This is a genomic window from Bifidobacterium samirii (genome assembly GCF_003952945.1).
Taxonomy (GTDB): Bacteria; Actinomycetota; Actinomycetes; order Actinomycetales; family Bifidobacteriaceae; genus Bifidobacterium; species Bifidobacterium samirii.
This window is the reverse complement of sequence record NZ_QXGK01000025.1, coordinates 1-21110: the sequence shown is the minus strand read 5'-3', so window position 1 is coordinate 21110 and position 21110 is coordinate 1. Positions and strand designations below refer to the sequence as shown.

14 protein-coding genes and 1 pseudogene are annotated in these 21110 nt (G+C 57.0%); 11 read left to right on the top strand and 4 right to left on the bottom strand.

Features of this window, described 5'->3' with window-relative positions; all coding sequences use genetic code 11:
- Positions 1 to 58: 58 nt before the first annotated feature.
- From D2E24_RS09545 to D2E24_RS09525, 5 genes are all read left to right on the top strand, one after another.
- On the top strand, positions 59 to 751 hold the full coding sequence (locus D2E24_RS09545; RefSeq protein ID WP_125969100.1) for a histidine phosphatase family protein: 693 nt from the start codon (positions 59 to 61) through the stop codon (positions 749 to 751).
- A gap of 103 nt (positions 752 to 854) precedes the next feature.
- Positions 855 to 1889: a LacI family DNA-binding transcriptional regulator gene (locus D2E24_RS09540; protein ID WP_125969099.1), complete on the top strand. Its 1035-nt coding sequence runs from the start codon at positions 855 to 857 to the stop codon at positions 1887 to 1889.
- Positions 1890 to 2097: 208 nt separating this feature from the next.
- On the top strand, positions 2098 to 3102 hold the full coding sequence (locus D2E24_RS09535) for an alpha/beta hydrolase (protein WP_241222954.1): 1005 nt from the start codon (positions 2098 to 2100) through the stop codon (positions 3100 to 3102).
- Positions 3103 to 3249: 147 nt separating this feature from the next.
- Positions 3250 to 4617, top strand: coding sequence for an ABC transporter substrate-binding protein (locus tag D2E24_RS09530; RefSeq protein ID WP_125969098.1), 1368 nt, complete (start codon positions 3250 to 3252; stop codon positions 4615 to 4617).
- 113 nt (positions 4618 to 4730) lie between these two features.
- On the top strand, positions 4731 to 6536 hold the full coding sequence (locus D2E24_RS09525) for a glycoside hydrolase family 13 protein (protein ID WP_125969097.1): 1806 nt from the start codon (positions 4731 to 4733) through the stop codon (positions 6534 to 6536).
- 73 nt (positions 6537 to 6609) lie between these two features.
- Here the strand turns inward: D2E24_RS09525 and D2E24_RS09520 are convergent, their stop codons facing one another.
- Complete coding sequence (locus tag D2E24_RS09520; protein WP_206430965.1) at positions 6610 to 8643, bottom strand: right-handed parallel beta-helix repeat-containing protein; 2034 nt, start codon at positions 8641 to 8643, stop codon at positions 6610 to 6612.
- A gap of 129 nt (positions 8644 to 8772) precedes the next feature.
- Between D2E24_RS09520 and D2E24_RS09515 the strand changes: the two genes are divergently transcribed.
- The 3 genes from D2E24_RS09515 to D2E24_RS09505 are packed head-to-tail and all read left to right on the top strand — an operon-like array spanning position 8773 to position 13048.
- Entirely contained in the window at positions 8773 to 11433 is a 2661-nt protein-coding gene (locus D2E24_RS09515; RefSeq protein ID WP_125969096.1) for an alpha-L-arabinofuranosidase C-terminal domain-containing protein, read from the top strand.
- 55 nt (positions 11434 to 11488) lie between these two features.
- Positions 11489 to 11671, top strand: a complete 183-nt coding sequence (locus tag D2E24_RS09510) for a hypothetical protein (RefSeq protein ID WP_125969095.1) — start codon at positions 11489 to 11491, stop codon at positions 11669 to 11671.
- 33 nt (positions 11672 to 11704) lie between these two features.
- Entirely contained in the window at positions 11705 to 13048 is a 1344-nt protein-coding gene (locus D2E24_RS09505) for an ABC transporter substrate-binding protein (protein ID WP_125969094.1), read from the top strand.
- A 191-nt stretch (positions 13049 to 13239) separates the two neighbouring features.
- Here D2E24_RS09505 and D2E24_RS09495 read toward each other — a convergent pair.
- Positions 13240 to 14258: pseudogene (locus tag D2E24_RS09495) on the bottom strand (ISL3 family transposase).
- Between the two features lie 359 nt (positions 14259 to 14617).
- Positions 14618 to 15631: a LacI family DNA-binding transcriptional regulator gene (locus D2E24_RS09490; protein ID WP_125969091.1), complete on the bottom strand. Its 1014-nt coding sequence runs from the start codon at positions 15629 to 15631 to the stop codon at positions 14618 to 14620.
- Between the two features lie 373 nt (positions 15632 to 16004).
- Here D2E24_RS09490 and D2E24_RS09485 point away from each other — a divergent pair, with 373 nt between their 5' ends.
- The 3 genes from D2E24_RS09485 (at position 16005) to D2E24_RS09475 (ending at position 19710) form a co-directional block, all read left to right on the top strand.
- Positions 16005 to 16859, top strand: coding sequence for a carbohydrate ABC transporter permease (locus tag D2E24_RS09485; protein ID WP_125969090.1), 855 nt, complete (start codon positions 16005 to 16007; stop codon positions 16857 to 16859).
- Complete coding sequence (locus D2E24_RS09480) at positions 16856 to 17692, top strand: carbohydrate ABC transporter permease (protein WP_125969089.1); 837 nt, start codon at positions 16856 to 16858, stop codon at positions 17690 to 17692. Before D2E24_RS09485 ends, D2E24_RS09480 begins: the two co-directional genes overlap by 4 nt.
- A gap of 659 nt (positions 17693 to 18351) precedes the next feature.
- Complete coding sequence (locus tag D2E24_RS09475; protein WP_125969088.1) at positions 18352 to 19710, top strand: ABC transporter substrate-binding protein; 1359 nt, start codon at positions 18352 to 18354, stop codon at positions 19708 to 19710.
- A 576-nt stretch (positions 19711 to 20286) separates the two neighbouring features.
- Here the strand turns inward: D2E24_RS09475 and D2E24_RS09470 are convergent.
- Entirely contained in the window at positions 20287 to 20532 is a 246-nt protein-coding gene (locus D2E24_RS09470; protein WP_125969087.1) for a hypothetical protein, read from the bottom strand.
- Positions 20533 to 21110 lie beyond the last annotated feature (578 nt).

Here is a 21110-nt window from a genome sequence, read left to right as displayed (position 1 = left end):
CGGAACACGGGCGGGCGAACGACGGCACGACGCGGCGAACGTGGGTAGAGTGGTGTGCATGAGCGAAACGACACGCGGCAATGCAGCCGCAACAGGACAACTGGTGCTGCTGCGCCACGGACAGACCGTGTGGAGCGAATCCGGCCAGCACACCGGCCGCACCAACATTCCCCTCACCGCCGTCGGCGAACGGCAGGCCGTGGCCGCGGGCGCCCGCATCCGCGACACGTTCCCCGACGGATTCGCCGCCGACTGCATGTTCGCCAGTCCGCTGCGCCGCGCCCAGCAGACCGCGCACCTCGCCGGATTCGCCCCGGCGCCGCTGCCGTCGCTGGCCGAATGGGACTACGGTCGTGCCGAAGGACGCACCCGGCAGACCGTCGCGGCGATGAACGGCCGCGACAGTTGGGACGTGTGGCGTGACGGTCCGCAGGCGTTGTCGCCGGCGATGGAAGGCGACTGGGTCGAGACGCTGCCCGGCGGCGAGCAGGTGCCGGTGCACAACGGTCCCGGCGAGACGCTCAACGACGTGTACGAGCGCGTGCAGACCGCGATTGACGTCGCCGTACCGCTGATGGAAAGCGGCCGCGACGTGCTGTTCGTCGCGCACGCGCACGTGCTGCGCATCCTGACGACCCGCTGGCTCGACGTCGACCCGCACGAGGCGCGCAAACTGCGCCTCGACACCGCCCACTATTCGATCCTGTCCGTATACAAGGGGGACCGGGTCATCGAACGCTGGAACTGCTGACGGACGTTTAGCGGAGCTGAATGGACGTGTTGTCTGTTCAGCTCAGCCGCTATGCTGGGGAGGATTTTCCTTGGATGATTTTCAACATGTGAGGAGCGACAGCATGGACGACCACTCGGCGGCGTCACGATTGCAGACGCGACGGCCTAAGATCGCCGAAATTGCGCAAATAGCCGGCACCTCACCGGCTACGGTGTCGAAAGTCATCAATGGATATGGCAGTGTGGCAGATACGACTAGGGCTCGCATCGAAGAGGTCCTATCATCACTGAACTATTCAAAAAAACCGGTCAAGCACATCAAGTCTCGCAACATCGCCTTACTGATTGATCGGCTGGACCAGCCGTGGGTGACGGCGATGTTTAGCGGCGCTATGCGCTATGCGAATTGCAACGGGTTGAATTTGGTGATTGTGGCTCGCCGGGATGACCACGGAGTCCTGTTACCGGATTACCTGCAATCTTTGCGCCGGGCGAAACCGTTGGCGGTGGTCTCTAATACGGTCGATCTCACTGATCAGGAACGGGAACTATTCGCCAGTATTCACACGAACTATGCAATTATCGACTATCGCGGCAATGCGGCGTCGTCTGGTTTGGAAGTTCGCCTAGATAACTGGACCGGTGGTTTGGAGGTAGGTCGGCATCTGATTGGGCTGGGGCATCGTCGTATCGCCATCATGGCCGGCCCACGTGACATGACCTGTTTCCAAGCACGCGCGGACGGATGTCGTGCAGCTATGGGCGAGGCTTCAATCGATATGGATCCCGAACTGGTCTGTCAAGCTGACTCGTGGAGCGAACTAGCCCGACTGGAAACACTACGGCTGCTGGCGTTGCCGAACCCGCCGACCGCGCTTTTCGCGACCTGTGACACACAGGTTGTGGGCATCTACGATGCGGCGCACCAGATGGGGGTTTCGGTCCCCGGCGATCTATCGGTCGTCGGGTTTGATGACAACGAGTATCTATGGCATGCATCGACTCCACTGACGACTGTGCGTCTGCCGTATGCAGATATGACGGACCGTGCATTTCAGCTGATTCTCGAGTCTGAAGAGGATTCTGACTCGAGCCTCAAAGTGCTGGTGCCGCCTGAGCTGATTGTGCGTGATAGTACGGGGCCTGCACGCCGATAGATAAGATTCGGAGAGAACCGTCGATGGGGAAGGCCATGCACACTGCCATAACCCGGCTAATCCGAGAATGAACTCTTTGCACGGAGTTGACAAACCGGTTCGATAAGAATATTCTTTTCCAATAAGAAATTTCTTAAAAATTGAATTGTGGTGCGAGGCGGCATCGCGGTTCGGACCGGTACGACGGTAATGCGGAGGCGAAACGGATATGGATTCATTCTGGCGTGATTCCGGTGAGGATCCCGGTTCCCCGACACCCGTCGGCGCTGTTGAGGTACCGGTGCGTAAGGAATTTCCTCGTTCTCAAGAAGTGCCAACAGGATGCATGGTCGTTGACGATTTGGGCGAGGATGATTTCCTGTACCCGGTCATGATTCATCAGGAAACCTACGTTACGCGAGTCATCGATAAGATGCACGGCGGCGGCTCAACTGACTTACCCATCTGGTTCTTCACGCCACGCCTTAACGACATGCCGGTCAAACGTAACATCACGGCATGGCCGACCGTCGTGTTCGTGCGCGGTTCTGGATTCGGTCCGCAGACAGTGCTTGACTATCTCAATTACTATGTGCGTATCGCGGAACGTGGATATGTGGTCGCCGCACTGCAATATCGTTCCAGCAACATCGCGCCGTTCCCCGCGCAGATGCAAGACTGCAAGACTGCGGTCCGCTATGTGCGCAAACACGCCAAGCGTCTCCATGTCGACGTCAACCGTATCGGACTATGGGGCGACTCATCTGGCGGCACAACCGTGCTGCAGGCTGGATTCACCGGCGATAGCGGGCCTGATACCGACGTTTATAGCGAATACAGTGCCGCCGTCAACTGCATCATCGACTGGTACGGCGTCACCGACATGACTGCAATGAACTACTATCCGAACATTATGGACAATAATAGTCCGGACGGTCCCATCGGTAAGGAACTCGGCGGCATCAGCGTGCTCGACCATCCCGATTTGGCCGCCGCGGCCTCGCCGATTACGTACCTACGGCGTGACGTCCCGACTCCGCCGACGTTGATCATGCATGGCGGACGCGATTCGGATGTACCTTTCAACCAAAGTTGCCGGCTGTTCCGGCGCATGAAGGAGCTCGGGAAGGAGGTCTCATTCATCAAGCTCAATGACGGTACGCACGGCTACTACGGATTCCGAACCAACCGTGCGATGGATATTGTCGATATGTATCTGCAGTCGCATCTGTGATGAGTCCATCTATGTTATGAATGAGACGCAGACGGACAAGAAAAGACGCTGAGCTGCACTGTACGAAGACGCATGAGACAGGCGATGCTGCCGGCCTCCTCGGGATCAATGAAGAACCCAATGAGATCAGAGACAAGGAGAACAATCATGAACGGAAAAACAATCATCGCAGTAGGAACGGCTGTGGCCATGATAGCTGGTCTGTGTGCGTGCGGATCATCCAACGACAACGCTGGCGACGATTCGCAGGGCAAAGTCTACTACCTGAACTCCAAGCCGGAGGTCGTGGACCAGTTCGACGAACTTGCCAAGGCATTCACCGACGAAACTGGCATCCAGGTCGATGTCGTGACCGCAACCATGGCCGACTACGAGACCACGCTGACCTCCGAGCTGGCCAAGAGCAATCCGCCGACCACTTGGACGATGAGCCCGAATGACCTGTCAAAGTACAAGCAGTATCTCACTCCGATGCAGGACACCGATGTGTACAAAAACCTCACTGACGCTGGCAAGGCCAGCGCCGTGCAGGACTCCGAGAACGTGTATGCGATCCCGTACGTGCAGGAATGGTACGGCATCATCTACAACAAGAAGATCGTCAAGGACTACTGCTCCAAGGAGTATGCGGTCATCGACTCGGCCGATGACATCAAGGATTGGGATACGCTCAAGGCCGTGGCTGAAAGCATGATGGAGCACAAGGACGATCTCGGACTGCAGGGCGCGTTCGCTACGCCGTCCGTTGAAAATTCCGATTACTACCGCTTCACCGCGCACATGATCCGTCCGGCAGAATACTTCGAATACAAGGACAATAACACGACCTTCATGTCGGAGATCACCTGGAAGTACCTCGACCAATACAAGGATCTGTATGATCTGCAGGTCGCTACTTCCCCGGGCGATGCGAAGACGGACGCCACCTCCATGTCATATGAGGATGTAACCGCACAATTCTCACTCGGTGAGGTGGCGTTCTACCCGAACGGCGTATGGGCCTACTCGCAGATCAAGGGCAATGACGTGGCTGACGAGGATCTCGGTATGCTCCCGTATTATATGGGTATCCCCGGAGAGGAAAACTATGGTCCGGGCGTCATCATGGATAACCAGTGGGTCATCAACAAGAACGCCAGCAAGGCCGATCAGGAAGCGACACTTAAGTTCATCGAATGGGTGCAGACCAGCGATGAGGCCAAGCGTATCGTTGCCAAGGAGATGGGCTTTGCTATGCCGGCTACCACGTACGGTGATGACGCCCAGCCTGACAACCCGCTCGTAGACCAAGCGCTCGCCTACCAGAAGGAAGGCAAGAAGTACATTCGCAGCTTCGAACTGCCAAGCCTTGCGTGGCAGAAGGACTTTGGCGGCGCTCTGCTCGAGTACGTGCAGGGCACGAATGACTGGGACAACGTCAAGGACGTGATTACGAACGAATGGAAGTCGACTTGGGAGGCCAATGAGAAGGCTGCCCCGGGATCGCTTCCAGCGCAGAAGGAGTTCACCGAGTAAGCAGTGACAAATAGTGATCGGCCTGACCTGTCCGTTCGGTTCGCTCGTAGCGGCAGGCCGGGCCGATCTTCGTATGAGATGGGCTGGCCAGCAACGACGGAAAGGAAACGGTTATGCGTGACAGCAACAGCGATTGGTGGCGGCAGGCGGTAATATACCAGCTGTACCCGCGCAGCTTCTGTGACGGCAACGGTGACGGAATAGGCGACTTCGCCGGCGTGATCCGCAGTCTTCCGTATCTTAAGAAACTCGGTGTGGACGGCGTATGGCTCAACCCGATCTACAAGTCCGGATTCATCGACGGCGGCTATGACGTGATCGACTATCGTGACGTAGCCGAACAGTTCGGCACTCTCGACGACTTCAGAGCGTTGGTGGATGCCGTGCATGAGCAGGACATGCACATCATCGTCGACATCGTGCCCAACCATACGTCCACAGACCATCCGTGGTTTCGCGAGGCGCTTGCCGCGGCGCCCGGATCGAGGGAACGCGACCTGTACATCTTCCGCAACGGCCGCGGTGAGCATGGCGAATTGCCGCCCACCGACTGGCTGTCCAAAATGGGCGGCCCGGCATGGCAGCGTGTGCCGGATGGCCAGTGGTACCTACATATCTACGCCAAGGAGCAGGCGGATCTCAACTGGAACAATCCGATTGTGCGCCGCGAATTCGAGGACATCCTGCGATTCTGGGGGGATCTCGGCGTCGATGGTTTCCGGGTCGATGTGGCCAACGGCTTGGCCAAGCAGATTGATGGGCGTGACGACCTTGACGACTGGACCGTTGATGACGACCACTGCCCGGACGGACTTCATCCGCTATGGGATCGCGACGAGGTGCATGATATCTACCGCGGCTGGAGACGCGTCTTCAATGAATACGATCCGCCGCTGTGCGCGGTCGCTGAAATCTCCATCGTGCCCGAACATGAACACCAGTACGCCTCGAAGGACGAGCTTGGGCAGGTGTTCAATTTCGATCTGCAAAAGGCGATGTGGAGCTACCGGGAATACCGGGATGCGATCGACATGGACCTCGCTTCTGCCAGGCGCTCGCGATCCAGTGCGACTTGGGTGCTCGGCAATCATGATTGCCCGCGAGTGGCGTCGCGGTATGGGCTTGCCCAGGTCACGGCGAGCGAGCCGTTCGTGTTCGCGTGGGACTGGTTGCTGCGCGACGGCGCCTCGTATCCGGAGGACATCGAAACCGGGGCGCGGCGGGCCCGTGCCGCGGCATTGATCGAACTTGCGCTGCCGGGAACCGTGTACCTCTATCAGGGAGACGAGCTGGGATTGCGCGAAGTGCCGGATATTCCATGGGATCGGCTGGAAGACCCCACCGCATTCGATACAGTACGCCAGCAGAGCAAGAAGGGGCGTGACGGCTGCCGTGTGCCGTTGCCGTGGGATTCGACGGACATGCCTCGGCCGGCCGTATGGTCGTCGCGATTCGGTGAGGGAGCGTCGTTTGGATTCTCCGTGACGGACGGCGGACATACCGACGGTGTCGGGCACGCCGGACATGCTGAACCGCACTTGCCGCAGCCACTCTGGTTTGCCGACTATGCCATCGACCGGCAGTCGGCTGATTCGCAATCCATGCTGAACCTGTATCGTGGGGCGATTCAGTTGCGCGCGCGACTGTTCGCCTCGGATCGTAAGCGTACGGAGCCGGTGGACGTCGTGTGGATGGATATTGATGGACCGAGCGGACGCCGGGATGGCGCTGATGGTCAGTATGGCGGCGTGCTCGCGTTTGCCCGGCAGGACGATGGCGGTCGCATGGTCGCGTGTGTGACCAACTTCTGTGCCGATTCGATTGATCTGCCTGCGGGCAAGGTCCTGCTGGCCTCCGGGCCGCTTGACGGATGTGGGAAGCTACCTCAGGACACGACTGTATGGATCACTTTGGAGTGATCGACACGTATCAGTCATGAGACGAAGGCGGTATGGATGTTTCACGTGGAACAGCCACACCGCCTTTCGTCATTCAGTGAGTAAATGCGAGGGTGAACTCGTTGCGACCAGGGTGCAGTGCGGCAAACGGGCCAGTTGCTGAGCGTTCGGGATTGCGGTCCATGCCCTGAACGTCCGTATCGATGGTGATCGGCAGGCCGTTCGGCGCTTCGAAAGGCTCTTGCACGATGCGCGGCATGCCCAGATCGGTAGTGGCGATGATCGGGACGGTGTGGTCTGCGACGTCTTCGGGAACGTCCAACGTGATTGTAAGGTCAGCGGAATCCGGCACACCGGTTAATGTCACAGTACCGCCATCCGCGGTGATCGCATCTCGCTCGCCGGCCATCGGCCGGGCGCCGTTGAGGTACGCGTTGTGGTGCACGATGGCCGGCTGCGGCAGATTGCGCATCGTCTCTTCGTCGCATGGCCCAAGAGCGGCCACGGTATCCGTGTATTCCTCTTCTGAGCCGGGCAGGCCGTCGTACGAGGCCGTGCCGAACAGCCATGGCGTCGGATTCGGGCTCGGTAGCTGCGCGTCGTCCGGTTTGATGAACAGGTTGCCGATCCACCGGTCGTCGCCACCGTAGACGCACGCGGTTCCTGCCACGTCGGTGGTGTGCGGGAAATGGTATGGCGTGGAACGGGTCATATCATCGTATCGTTGCACTGCGCCGGCGAACAGGTTATTGACGTATGCACCGCCCTGCGAGGCGTTGATCAAAGCCAGCGGCGACGCGAACATGTTGTTGTCGACCAGATACGGGCCATGACTGATCTCGATCATCAGATCGCGGGTGTTGTCGTGGAACACGTTGCCGGTGATTCGCATGCCCTGCGTTTGCCAATCCGACCACATGCCCAGCGTGCATTCATGGATGCGGTTGCCGCGTACGATTGCATCGACCCCGGCATGCAATTTGATGCCGGCGATCTCCCAACCAAAGAATTCGCGCAGGATGCCGATTCGGGCGATGTCGTTGCGTTCGATCACGCTGAACGCCGCGCCCATATGACCGACGATGCCGTTCTGCCCACAGTCGCGGATGACGTTGTTGCGTACGATATGCGAGCCTACGACCCCCTTACGCCAGCCGAGATGTGCGGCACGGAACACCGCTTCCATCTGACATTGGTAACCGGACCGCAGATTGCATCGGTAGCGTTCGTTATCACCTGTCGCCGCCGTCTTGCCCAGACAGACCGCCGAGCATTTCGCGTCGTGCAGCAGATTGTCTTCGATGATCCAGCCGTGCGACCAGTTCGGTCCGATCATGCCGCGTTGGTCGCCGGTGGGCGGCGACCAACGGCATGCGGCTTGAGACATTTCGAAGCCGTGTACGGTGATCCAATTGATGTTCGGCTGGCTTGGCCAGAAGCATGATTCGCGCACATTGATTTCGGTGAGCGTTTTGTTCGGGTCAACGTCGTGAAAATTGGCGCGGATCGTAGTTGTTGCCTCCGCGTCATCCACGGTGGCATGCCAGACATAGGTCGTCCAGTCGGGATCGGATATTGGCTTGGCAAGCCCGGTGGCATAATCGACGGTTTCGGTTCTGCGATGCGGTGTGGCTACGCAGTCGGCATCGTCGGCTTCATAGAGCGCCCGGCCGTCGAGATAGACGGCTCCGAGATGGCGCTGGCGCACGCGGAAATCCGGATCCATGAGCCAGTCGCCTTCGATGGCGCGTGCATATGGATTGAATGCGCCGAACATTGTGTTAGGTAGCGTTGCGGACCAGACGCCGGAACCTTCTGGAATCCATGATGTGATGCGTTCTGACCCCTTGATGATCGGGCGTTCGCCTTCGGCGGCTCGATAAACGATGCGGCGGTTTGGGCCAGTACCTCCGTTTCTGGGATTGACCTGCTCTCGATACTCTCCGTTATGCACGATGATTTCGTCGCCGGGCAAGGCGATATCTGCGGCATGTGAGATCGTGCGAAACGGGTGTGTTTCGTCGCCTGGCCATTGGTCTCGCCCTGTGGGAGAGATATGGTATTGGGTTCGTCGGATGTTGTTGGTGGATTGCACGTGAGCTCCTTCGATCATGTCAGACATATCCATGACTAAGAATATTCTTACTATAAGAGAAAATTCTTGATGGGTGGTTGGCTGTGAGGACGCGATGATGCGGTGTCCGTGGACATGGAGCAGTTACCCAATTGAGACTTCGTGAATAAAGGAGCTTGATATATGGTCGCGCGCAAGGTGGATGCGTATGAGGAATCTGGCATAGCGTCCTTGGGACAGACTCGTACGGTGGATCTGATTCAGGTGCGGCCGATCGGTAAGCCCTATCCAATCAGCGAGAAGCTGTGGGGTGTGTTCTTTGAAGATCTAAATTATGCGGCGGATGGCGGGCTGGCGAGTGATCTCGTGCAGAACGGTGCTTTTGAATACAGTCATGTGGACAATCCAAAATGGAGTTCGTTTACTGCGTGGCGTAAGGATGTTCCGGGAAGCTCCCGGGGATCGTTCTGGATCGAAACCAACGATTGCGTCGCCGAGGAGAACCCGCATCATGCTGTCGTGCAGGTCGACTGTGGAGCTGTGTCTCTAGTCAACCATGGTTTCGAGGGCATGCGGCTGCACTCCGGAGAATCTTATGAGCTGTCGTTGTGGTTGCGGTCATGCGACGGTGAACCGCACGATGTCACGGTGTCTCTGGTCGACGAAACAGTATCTGTCGATCGTCGCAACGTTAGTTCGGCAGAATCGTCAGACTCGATCGTGTCTCCCGACGAAACCTTTGTGGAATCTCACCCTGAATCGTATGACATTGCCGATGCCATGCCCCAATTCGGTTCGTCGGTCCGACTCGTCGCCGAGCCGTCGCAATGGACCAAAATCGAGGCGACCTTGGTCTCGCCGTTCGATACGCGCAACGGTTCTCTGTCGTTGACGTTCGTCGGGCCAAGCCTCACAGCTGTCGACTTCGTCTCGCTGGAACCGGCCCTCACCTGGCGCGGCCTCAAACATTTTCGCGCAGATCTCGTCAAGACAATAGCCGAACTTAACCCGCGATTCGTGCGCTTTCCCGGAGGCTGTCTGGTGCATGGCCTCGGCCTTGACAACATGTACCGGTGGAAAGGCACGATCGGTCCGGTCGAGCATCGACGTCACGACTTCAACCTGTGGGGATATCATCAGTCGATGCGCCTCGGATTCTACGAATACCTGTGCTGGTGCGAAGCGCTCGGTGCCGAACCAATCCCCGTGTTGCCGGCCGGAGTAAGTTGTTCCGGCACCGATGGCGGCTCGATGTCATTATCCGACACCCAGATGAAGACGTACGTTCAGGACGTGCTCGATTTCGTCGAATTCTGCAACGGTGACGCGGAAACGACTGTCTGGGGCGCTCAACGTGCTGTCTGCGGGCATCCGAAGCCATTCGGATTGCATTACCTCGGCCTCGGCAATGAAGACGACATCACCGACGATTTCACCGAGCGATTCCTGACACTATTCCGCGCGCTCGCCGACAAGCATCCCGAAATTACGGTCATCGGCACGGCCGGCCCGACACTGGTCGGCGCTACCTTCGCCGAGTCCTGGGATCTGGCCAGGGCTGTGCGGGTGCCGATTTTGGACGAACACTCCTACCTCGCCCCGGCTTGGTGGTTCCAGCATCTCGACTACTACGACGGCCTCGACCGTAACGGTCCGCATGTGTATTTCGGTGAGTACGCCTCGCATGGTACGACGATGCTCAATGCCCTGTCCGAAGCCGCGTTCATGGCGCATATGGAAGCGAACGGCGATGTGGTCGACATGGCCTCGTACGCGCCGCTACTGTGCCGTAACGGTCATGCCGGCTGGAATCCGGACCTCATTTACTTCGACGACGACCGTGCGTATCGCACGTACAGCTACTGGGTGCAGCACATGTTCGCGAACACGACTGCGACGCGCGCTTGCCACGTCGAAATCGACGGTGCGCGATCGTACATGCGTGAGCTGCCCAGATGGACCGGGCTTGCGTTCGGTGGCGATTCGGCGGCACGATTCGAGAATATCTGCGTTGAGCTGCCAGACGGACGCGTATTTTCTGCAGACGACGTGACCAAGATCGCGGGTGGCGTGGCTCGTACTGGCTTGCGAGTTGACGCCGATAACTACAGGATTCATTTAAGGGCGCGCTATCTGGACGAGTCTGGCATGTTCTCAATTGAGTTCGGCGCTCTCGACGAACCCGATCGATACCGACTCTGGATCGGCATGGCCGGTCTGGACTGTGCTCTGGGAGCCTTGCGTGACGGATTCCCGTATGACTACGACCGCGTCAGCATGTCCCGTCGCGTCTCCTACGGTGATGAGTGGGATATTGTGATTGATGTGCGCGATCGCGGTCGTTCGGTCCGGGCGACGGTCGGCGACACGGTGCTGGCCGGAACTGATCCGGGGAAGGAGATGCGGCGGACGGTCACTGTCGCTGACGATTCCGCGCGCGGAGTGACGTACATACGCATGGTTAATGCGCTGCCGGACGAGATGGACGTTGATCTGTCCGCGGTGCTGTCGGCTATCGGGCTGACCGATTTTGTCGGGCGTGACGTCGAGGCGACGATGACCGTGCTGCGGTCCGACTGTGCGGATGCCGGGCGGCCGTACGAGGAATCTCCGTCTGAACCGGTCTCTGCTCCGGTCGCTGTGCCTTCAAACGGTGTCATCCGTGTTCCTGGCTGGTCGTTTGCGGTTCTGGAGATTCCTTGTGCTGGCGGTATTTACGGAGACGATGTCGTGCGCTCGAATATTGCTGGCGGGGTGGAGGGGGAGTCCCGGCTCTACATCGATGGCGGCCGAGAGCATCTGACAATCTGCGGCATTCCGAGTTTCCACGTGCGACATGCGTGAGATGTGCTGAATTCTGGATGAATAATGATACGTTGCAGAATGTTATTGCAATCGCTTGCAGTTGCTGGAAATGATGGAAATGGTGCTGAAAATGTGCGATTTTAACGGATTTGTCTACCCTGTTTCGAAAGTTTTATCTGTAGATAAATTGCCATCGTTTGCAATTCGCGGCAAAATGATGCATAATGGTGATGTTGCCAGAAGCGTAGATGTCGATGGCATCGCCCCGATGAGGTAATGGGGCCGACAGAATTTAGAGAAAGGTTCGAAGATGAATCGCATGATTAAGTCTACGGCTGCGATGCTTGCCGTCGCTGCAATGTCCATAGGCATGGCCGCCTGCGGTAACACCGCGACGGGCAACAAGGCTGAAGGCGGGGACTCTGTCGGCAAAGTCTACTATCTGAATTTCAAGCCGGAAGCGGCCGACCAGTGGAAGGATCTAGCCCAGGCGTACACCGATGAAACCGGCGTGCAGGTGACTGTCGAGACTGCTGCTTCTGGCACCTATGAGCAGCAGCTCAAGTCCGAAATGGCCAAGACCAATGCCCCGACCCTGTTCCAGGTCAACGGCCCGGTCGGTTACGCCAACTGGAAGGAATACACCGCTGACCTATCCGATACGGAGATTTATAAGCAGCTGCAGAATCAGGATGTCGCACTTAAGGATGGCGACAAGGTCGTCGGCGTGCCCTATGTTATGGAAACCTATGGCTTGATTTACAACAAGGACATCCTCAGCAAGTACTTCAAGCTGTCTGGTGCGAAGGCCACCTCGATCGAGGAGATCGACTCCTTCGATAAGCTCAAAGCCGTGGCTGACGACATGCAGGCCCGCAAGGACGAGCTCGGCATCAAGGGCGCCTTCACATCCGCCGGTTTCGATTCCAGCTCTGACTGGCGCTTCAAGACTCACTTGGTCAACCTGCCGCTCTACTACGAGTTTAAGGAAGACAACGTCACCGAGCAGCCTGCCACCATCAAGGGCACGTACCTGTCGAACTACAAGGACATCTTCGACCTGTACATCACCGACTCCACCGCAGATCCTGCGCAGCTGAGCTCCAAGACCGGCGATGACGCGAACTCCGAGTTTGCGCTCGGCGAGGCCGCTTTCTACCAGAACGGTACTTGGGCATGGACCGACCTGCAGAACGCCGGCATGACTGCCGATCAAGTTGGCATGATGCCGATCTACATCGGAGGTCCGGACGAAGCGAATGAAGGACTTGCCACCGGTTCCGAGAACTACTGGTGCATCAATTCCAAAGCTCCTGAGGCCGACCAGAAGGCCACTGCCGAATTCCTTAAGTGGGTCATTACTTCCGACACAGGCAAGGACGCTCTGAGCGCCGAGATGGGCTTCACCACTCCGTTCAAGACCTTCGATGACGTCGAGACCGATAATCCGCTGGTCGCCGCCGCGGTTGCCGACCAGAAGTCTGGCAAGACCCAGGTCAGCTGGAACTTCACCATGATGCCGTCCGAGCAGTGGAAGAACGATCTCGGCTCCGCCCTGCTCGAGTACGCCCAGGGCACCGGCGATTGGGACAGCGTCAAGACTGCGTTCGTTGACGGTTGGGCCAAGGAGTACAGTGCGGCTCACTCCTCCTGATTCGAGTCGGCGCCCGTCCGGTTGCCTAGCGTGATTGGCGAATAGCCGGTGGTAACTGGACATGACCTGATTCTATGTCGTGAGCGCAGGCCCTAAACGGCTGGCGACAGCGCAAACCGGGGTTTCGATACGCTAATCGAAACCCCGGTTTCGCGAGTGGACTTATGAGAGGCTTCTGCTGTTTTCGTGGGTTAGATTGTCGGTTCCGGTAATCGTATGTCGAGTCCGCCGCATCTGAGCATGACGAGGCTGATGAGGTTGTTCACGTGGTGAAAGCCGTAGGCCATGCGGATGGTGACCTTGATCCTGTTGTTGAATGCCTCGAGCCTCGCGTTGGAGCGGCCGAGTTCGATCGTGCGCAGGATGTCGGGCCGGCGTCGTCTGATCTTCCTGGCGAGTTCGACGATCTCGGGGATGCGTGAATGGGACGCCCAGAACACCCAGTGATTCAATTCCGTCCTGGCTTGGTCGAGGGGGTGTTTGAGCAGGTTCCTGAGGAGTTCCCTGAGCTGCCATGCCCGGTAGAGCTGCCCCTTCGGGTCGGCATTGCGCAGGGCGTCGAGCGCCTCGGACTGCCTGTCGGTCAGGTCGCCGGGGTTCTTCAGGACGGCGTATTTGACGCCGCGCATGCGTTTCGTCTTCCGTTCGTCGCCGCTGCGCCGGGCATCGTTCCACAGGCGTTTGCGACCGTGTCGAGCGCGCCGGTCATCCAGGAGACGATGTGGAAGCCGTCGAGCACGCGTTCGGCGTTCGGGCAGTGCTCGGCGACGCACGAGTCGATCCAGCGGGCGCCGTCGCCGGTGACCACCTTGATGGACGCCTTCTGCTCGTCGGTGAGCCGCCGGAAGAACAGGTCGAACACCTCCCTGCCGTACCCGTCGTGCGCCCAGATGACCCGATGCCGCTCATGGTCGACGACGACCGTGACGTACGTGTGGCCCTTCCTGTAGCTGGTCTCGTCCACGCCGATCGCGGTGAGGCCGTCGAACGGGCACGGCATCGACGCCCTGAGACGATCCGCGACCCTGCGGGCGATGTCGCCGGCCGTGCGCCATGTGACGTGCATGAAACCGCTGACGGTCTTCCGGTCGGCGACCGTCATCAGCCACGCGCACTCCGCCTCGAAGCCGCGCGTGAACCGGCTGCCCGGCTCCGCCCGCGGCACGGACGCGACCACCACGCCGCACTTCGGGCAGTCCACGCGCGGCATGCCGGAGACCAGCTCGACGCGCCAGCAGCCGAAGTCCTGATGCCGCCAACGGCGCACGCCGCCGCCACGGTCATAGCCACGGCGTCTCCTGCCGCATCGGGAGCATCGGAGCATGCCCGCGCGGGGACGGACATGGATCTCGAGCACCGGCACGGGGCGCAGCGGCGAGTCGACGACCCGCACGGTCTCGACCACCGTGCCTTTGACGTTGAGGAGCTGGTTGAATATGCTGTTCATCAGGCGCTTTGCGGTTGTTTGTTTATCTTGGTCGAAAACATCCTACCCGCAAAGCGCTCTTCTCTTACTCCCCCAACAACTCAACAACGAACCCACACCCACGAAAACAGCAATAGCGCCACTTATGATTGCTGTTTCGACTCGGTTGTGCTGGAACGTACGAGGAGCTGTGCCGGGAACACTTCGAATGGATGCTCGGTTTCCCCCCGTTCGATCAGATCGAGCGTCTTGAGTGCCGCTGACTGGGCCATGATGATTGGATCCTGTCGTACTGTTGTCAGTCCGACTTCGTTCGCATAGAAGCTGTCGTCGTAGCCGACCATCGATACGTCGAATGGTACGCGCAGTCCGGTGCGGGCCAGTTGGAACATCAACGGGATTGCAATGCCATCCTCTTGGCATGCAATTGCAGTCGGCAATTGTGGCAGTGACAGTAGTTCGGTCATGGCGTGTCCGATGCGGTCCTCGCTGTCTGCAATGACGATTGTCGTTAAATCGACACCGGCTTGCTTGCAGAATTGTGCGAATGATTCATACCTCCGTTGCACGCTAAAGTGCAGAGTCACGGCTCTATCGGTGCGGATGTATGCGATACGTCGATGGCCGAGACCAATCAGGTGGCGGGCGAGCAATTTCGATCCTTGAACATCGTCGATGTTCACAGAAGCGGAAAACCCCCTGTCCGGCATAACGCAGTTGATTCCGATGATGGGCACGCCGGCCTTCGCCAATTGGTCTATCTCCTCGGTCTCCACATCAAAGGATGCGACTATCACAGCGTCAGCGTTGCGGCGAATCGGCAACATGTCGAAGAATGCGCGACGCTCCTCAATGCTGGAAATCTGAAAGATGGACAAGTCGTAGCCGTTTGCGTGAAAGACCTGATTGAGGCCTTCGATGATGGATGCGCTGAACCATAGACGGATATGGTCGCTCATGAGTAGCGCCACTCGCAGGGCTCTGCCCGACTTGAGCACCATGGCCGAGCGCGAGATGGAAAAGTTCAGCTCTTCGGCAATAGCCAATACCTTGGCCCTGGTGGCCTTTGACACCAATTCGGGACGGGTGAACGCCCGAGAAACGGTGGAAACGGACACTCCGGCCTGTCTGGCCACGTCCTTGATACTGCTGCCCATGTGCCTCCTTTGGTTTAGGTCTCGGCAAAGCTTCTTCTCATGGTCGGGGAAGATCTGCGTGTGACTTGTCTCTGATAACAATAACCGTCCTTTGACCATAAAATGAGGCAACGTTTGCATGTGCGGTATGATTCGAGGATATATGTTGCAATATGTACACTTCCTTCCTTTTTCCCAGGATGAAGGAGGCTGCAAAAGAAGGGGGCAGGGCTTGCATAATGACAACGTTTGACTAAAAGCCAAACGAATGATATGGTATCCATAAACCGGTTCGATTTGGCGTCTTAGGCGCTGATGAGATTGGCAGTTCCCAAATTCGAACCATCTGCACGCAGCAGTGCGGATGACTCAAGGAGGAGAAAGTAGGCGTGGCATGATTTCAATGTCCGGTAAGGCGATTCGTAGGTGGTGGGCACTGTTTGCTCTGCCTACGTTTGCGGCATTCTTGATTGGTTTCGTAGTCCCTTTCATCATGGGCCTGTATCTGAGCTTCTGCAAGTTCAGCACGGTGACGGACGCCAAGTTCACTGGCGTCCAGAACTACATTGATGCGGTGTCGGATAAGGAGTTCTGGCACGCATTGGTCTACACGGTGCTGTTCACCATTGTGACGACCATCGTGGTGAACGTGGCTGCATTCGCGATTGCGTATATGCTTACCAAGAAATTCGCGGGAACCAATGTGTTCCGCTCGGTATTCTTCATGCCGAACCTTATCGGCGGCATCATTCTGGGCTACATTTGGTTGCTGCTGCTCAACGGCGTACTCGCTCACTGGGGTCGATCGATTACCTACTCGGGTGTGTATGGCTTCTGGGGCATGGTGCTCCTGTACTGCTGGCAGCAAATCGGCTACATGATGATCATCTACATCTCCGGCTTGCAGGCGTTGCCGGGCGATGTGCTTGAGGCTGCCGCCGTCGACGGCGCGACCAGCCGTCAGACGCTGTTCCAGGTCACCATCCCGCTGATGATGCCGTCCATCACGGTCTGCTCTTTCCTGACTGTCACCAATGGCTTCAAGATGTTCGATCAGAACCTCGCGCTTACCAATGGCGCCCCGTCCAACAAGTCCGAACTTCTTGCGCTGAATATCTATCGCACGTTCTACGGCCGAGCGGGATTCGAGGGCGTAGGCCAGGCGAAGGCCGTCGTGTTCTTTATCATCGTGGCGTTGATTGCCGTGATTCAGAACCGTCTCACCACTAGCAAGGAGGTGTCCGCATGAGCGAGAAGGTCAAGCACCCAGCACTGTGGACGACGCTGTTCACCATCATCTCTCTGGCTTGGGTGTTCCCGATTGCCCTCGTGGTGATCAACTCATTCAAGCAGAAGGCGTACATCAGCCGAAATGCGTTTTCCATTCCGACCGGTAAGGCGTTCGTCGGACTTGAGAACTACACCCGTGGTATCAAGCGTACGAATCTGATTGAGTCCTTCGGCTGGACTGTTGTGGTCACGGTCGGTGCCGTCGGTCTGATCCTGTTGTGCACCTCGATGTGCGCGTGGTGGATTGTCCGTGTGAACAACCGTACCGCCAAGTCCCTCTACCTGCTTTTCCTGTTCAACATGATCGTCCCGTTCCAGATGGTCATGTTCACCCTCTCCAAGATCGCCGATATGCTCGGCCTGAACACCCCGTGGGGCTTGTGGATCGTCTACTTGGGATTCGGTGCCGGCTTGGCCGTGTTCATCTTCACCGGCGTGGTCAAGGGCATTCCGCAGGAGCTTGAAGAGTCCGCGATGATTGACGGTGCCTCTGTGCCGCGCATCTTCTTCCAAATCGTGTTGCCGATTATGCGTCCGTCCGTTATCTCGGTTGCCATTCTGCAGGCGATGTGGATTTGGAACGACTTCCTTCTGCCATACCTCACCTTGGACATGCGTCGCTTCAAGACCATGTCGATTGCCATTCAGTACCTCAAGGGTGGTTACGGTTCGGTGGATATGGGCGCTATGATGGGTTGCCTCGTTCTGGCTATCATTCCAATCATTGTGTTCTACCTCATCTGCCAGAAGTACATCATCAAGGGTGTCATGGCTGGTGCCGTTAAGGGCTGATAGCCGATACCTGAATGTTTCTGTGAAAGGGTTTCTTGGTTCTTCCGAGAAACCCTTTTCGTATGAGGTGGGCGCTACTCGGAATGCGTGGGGGCATGAGAGACGTCCGAACTTCATGCTTGCTCTCTGAGCGAGCATCCAATGCTGTTGAATGGCGTATCAAATTACATAAAACATGGTTCCATATCTTCATTGATGAGGTAACACACAATTTATGGAATGACGGATGAATGTCGGGACGCATAGATCTGTAATTCCGAGGAGTGAATCCGGATGTTGCCGATTTTCGATTCTCTGGACTTGTGGCACTTCTCGGGAGGCATGCCTTAGCTCCTGTCCGTGGAGTTCGACTTGTCTCTATTTGATTCCCCATGGAGACAATGCCGTCTGTTGTGTTTTTGGCTACGTTTGTTCTTGGTTTGGTGTGGTGTATTTGTGAATGATATGCGATTGCTGTCGATACAGTACTCGTGGTCGCTTCAGGGGCTATTGGCCATTCTTGGAGAACTCGCCGTCAATTTGACGTTTTGGTGTGAAAACGATATCATCAATTCAATGTTGCGCGCGACGAACGCTATGGACATGATGGTGTCGTCTTTGCGACATTACCCGGCAAAGGTACCGGTGGAGAATGGTCTCCGCTCAATAGGGAGGTAGTAATGGCAGCAAACAGGTGGAATAAGGTTATCAAGGCAGTGGGGATTGCCTCCATTGCGGCGCTGAGTTTTGGAACATTGTCTGCATGCGGTAACTCGACTGCGCAAGTTGATTCTGATAAAGGTCGTGTGTATTACCTGAACAAGAAGGCCGAAGAGCAGGAGAAATGGGAAGCCCTGGCTCAGGCGTTCCAGGATGAGACTGGTATCGAAACCCAGATTCAGCTTTCCGCTACGGATTATGATCAGACGCTTCGTTCTGAGATGGCCAAGGATGAGGCTCCCACTATGTTTCAGGCTGACGGCCCGTCCTTCATGTACAGCTGGCTTGATTATGCTGCAGACATGAGCAATTCGAAGATCTATAGCGAGCTCTCCGATAACTATAAGGATCGCACTCTCAAGAATACTGATGGCAAACCCGTGGGTATTCCTTATGCTGTTGAAAGCTATGGCATCATCTACAATAAGTCTTTGCTCAAGAAGTATTTTGATTCTTCGTGGTCTACGATTAAGTCGATTGATGACCTTAACAATTTTAAGGCGTTGAAGACCGCGGCTGATGAGATTCAGTCGCATAAGGACGATATGGGTGTCAATGGCGCATTCACTTCGGCTGGTATGGATACCTCCACTGCGTTCCGCTATGATTTCCATCTTCCGTCTGTTCCGCTGTTTTACGAGTACCGTGATAACGATGTCGACATGAACTCCGTTCCTGAATCGGTGCAGGGTACGTACGTCGATTATATGAAGAATATCTACGATTTGTATATTACCGATTCCACAGTTCCGGCTAGTGCCATCTCTGGCAAGACTATGGATGATGCCACTTCGGAATTCGCGCTGGGAGAGGCTGTGTTCTTCCAGGATGGTGTGTGGATTTACAGCAATCTGCAGGATCAGGGTTTCCCGGACGAAGACCTTGGCGTGCTCCCGATTTATATGGGAGTGGATGGTGAAGAGGATCAGGGCCTCAACCAGGTGATCTCCAACTATTGGTGCGTCAATTCCAAGTCTTCTGAAAAGGATCAGGAGGCGACCCAACAGTTCCTTGAGTGGCTTGTGACCTCCGATACCGCTCGTGAGACCATCTCTCAGGATATGGGTTTGGTGACTCCGTTCAAGACCTTTGACGAGGACGCCTACACGGTCAAGAACCCGCTGGTTGAGGCGAGCCGTGAGTACCAGAAGGCCGGCAACTATGATGTCGTCAGTGTTTCCACTGTGTCTCACCAGTGGGAACAGGATCTTGCCGCCGCTGAACTCTCCTATGCGCAGGGGCAGGGTAGCTGGGAGGACGTGAAGAAGGTGTTCACGGACAACTGGTCCAGCGAATACAAGCTTGCTTTCGGCAAGTAAATGACTGCGTCCGATTGTCGGACGTGGTTAGGGACGATCAGACAGCGAGGGACATACTCCGGAATTTCTCCGGGGATGTCCCTCCAGTCGTATTTGGCTTCATTCGGTGTTCTGTGGACGATGTATCCTCCAACCCGGTCCTGGTTTCGTAGGAGGAGCATTCTCCGCCAGTAGGTATCTTTGAGCGAACATCTGCTCGGTCGTGGCGTGTCGAGGCGGTGTTTCTGCTCATGGAGCGGCGGATACCAGCCAACCCCCGAGTCTTACGCCGCCAATCGTGCCGGTACTGCCATCATATGTCGGAGTGGAATATGGGATTCGCCTTTGGACAGACGTTTCTCAATCATAGCGAGTGGTCTTTGCTTCTGCAGCATGTTGATGTCCGGGTGACGGCTTCCCCGGGCCCAGGTTGTAGATCGGTGCGAGGTGCGCTTTGCCTCTTTCTTGCCTCGATCCACCTTGAATTTGATGATGTTCGTGCCGAGCTTGGCCTGTGACCGATTAGCTGAGAACCCAGTGCAGGGTTTGGTGCCCTCGTCCCCGTTTTCTCCTCTGCATGGGCTGTGCGGTACGGGTTTAGTCGACGTATGTCGCATCCCAGCCCCACATTTGACGCATATCCTTGAACAGGCTCTTGAGGCTCGCCCTCACGCTGGACTCGTGCACGAGGTGCAGGCTGCCTGACGATGGTTGGATCAGTTGGCTATGCGGCGGAAAATCTCGGCGGTCGCCCTCGATGTCCGGCTGGATGGCCAGTTTGGGACGGGACAGGATGGTAGTCGATGTTTCTTGCCAGTCCGGTTTCAGCAGGCGCCGGAGCATGATCGAGCCCTACCAGCGTCCAGCCAATCACCGGCCGGGGCCTGTTATCTCGACGTTGGCACTGGACGCGGCACCAATGCGCAAGTGCCGTGAACCTTGCACAATATATTGTACTTCGTCAGGCTATGCTCCATTCAGTCACGTACTGCCGAAAGCTTCGTCTCGTAGCCGTGACCCCGGTTTTCCTGTGGTCTCCCATGAGCGTCGCCTATCTTCTGGACCCATGCAGCAGAATCCATCGTTCCACGGTACTCATCGGTATGTCATCTACAGTCTTGTATCTCAATCCTTCGCGGAGCATCGAGACCGCGGCCTTCCTGAATTCGTCGTCGTAACGACGCCTGCGATTCCTGCATATGAGAAACCACACCTCCGATTATCGAGAATCTGAATTACTTCAGTTCAACAATCGGGGTGTGGTTTATTCGGAAGCCCTGTTCTGTGTACTTGGACTAGGGTGTGTTTACTCTAATCTGGTTTTGGTGGTGTCCTTGAGGTAGATGGCAATGAGGACGAGCATGAGGTTGGACAGGAAGGTCTCGTCGAGCCTGTCGTACCGGGTGGCGGCCTTGCGGTAC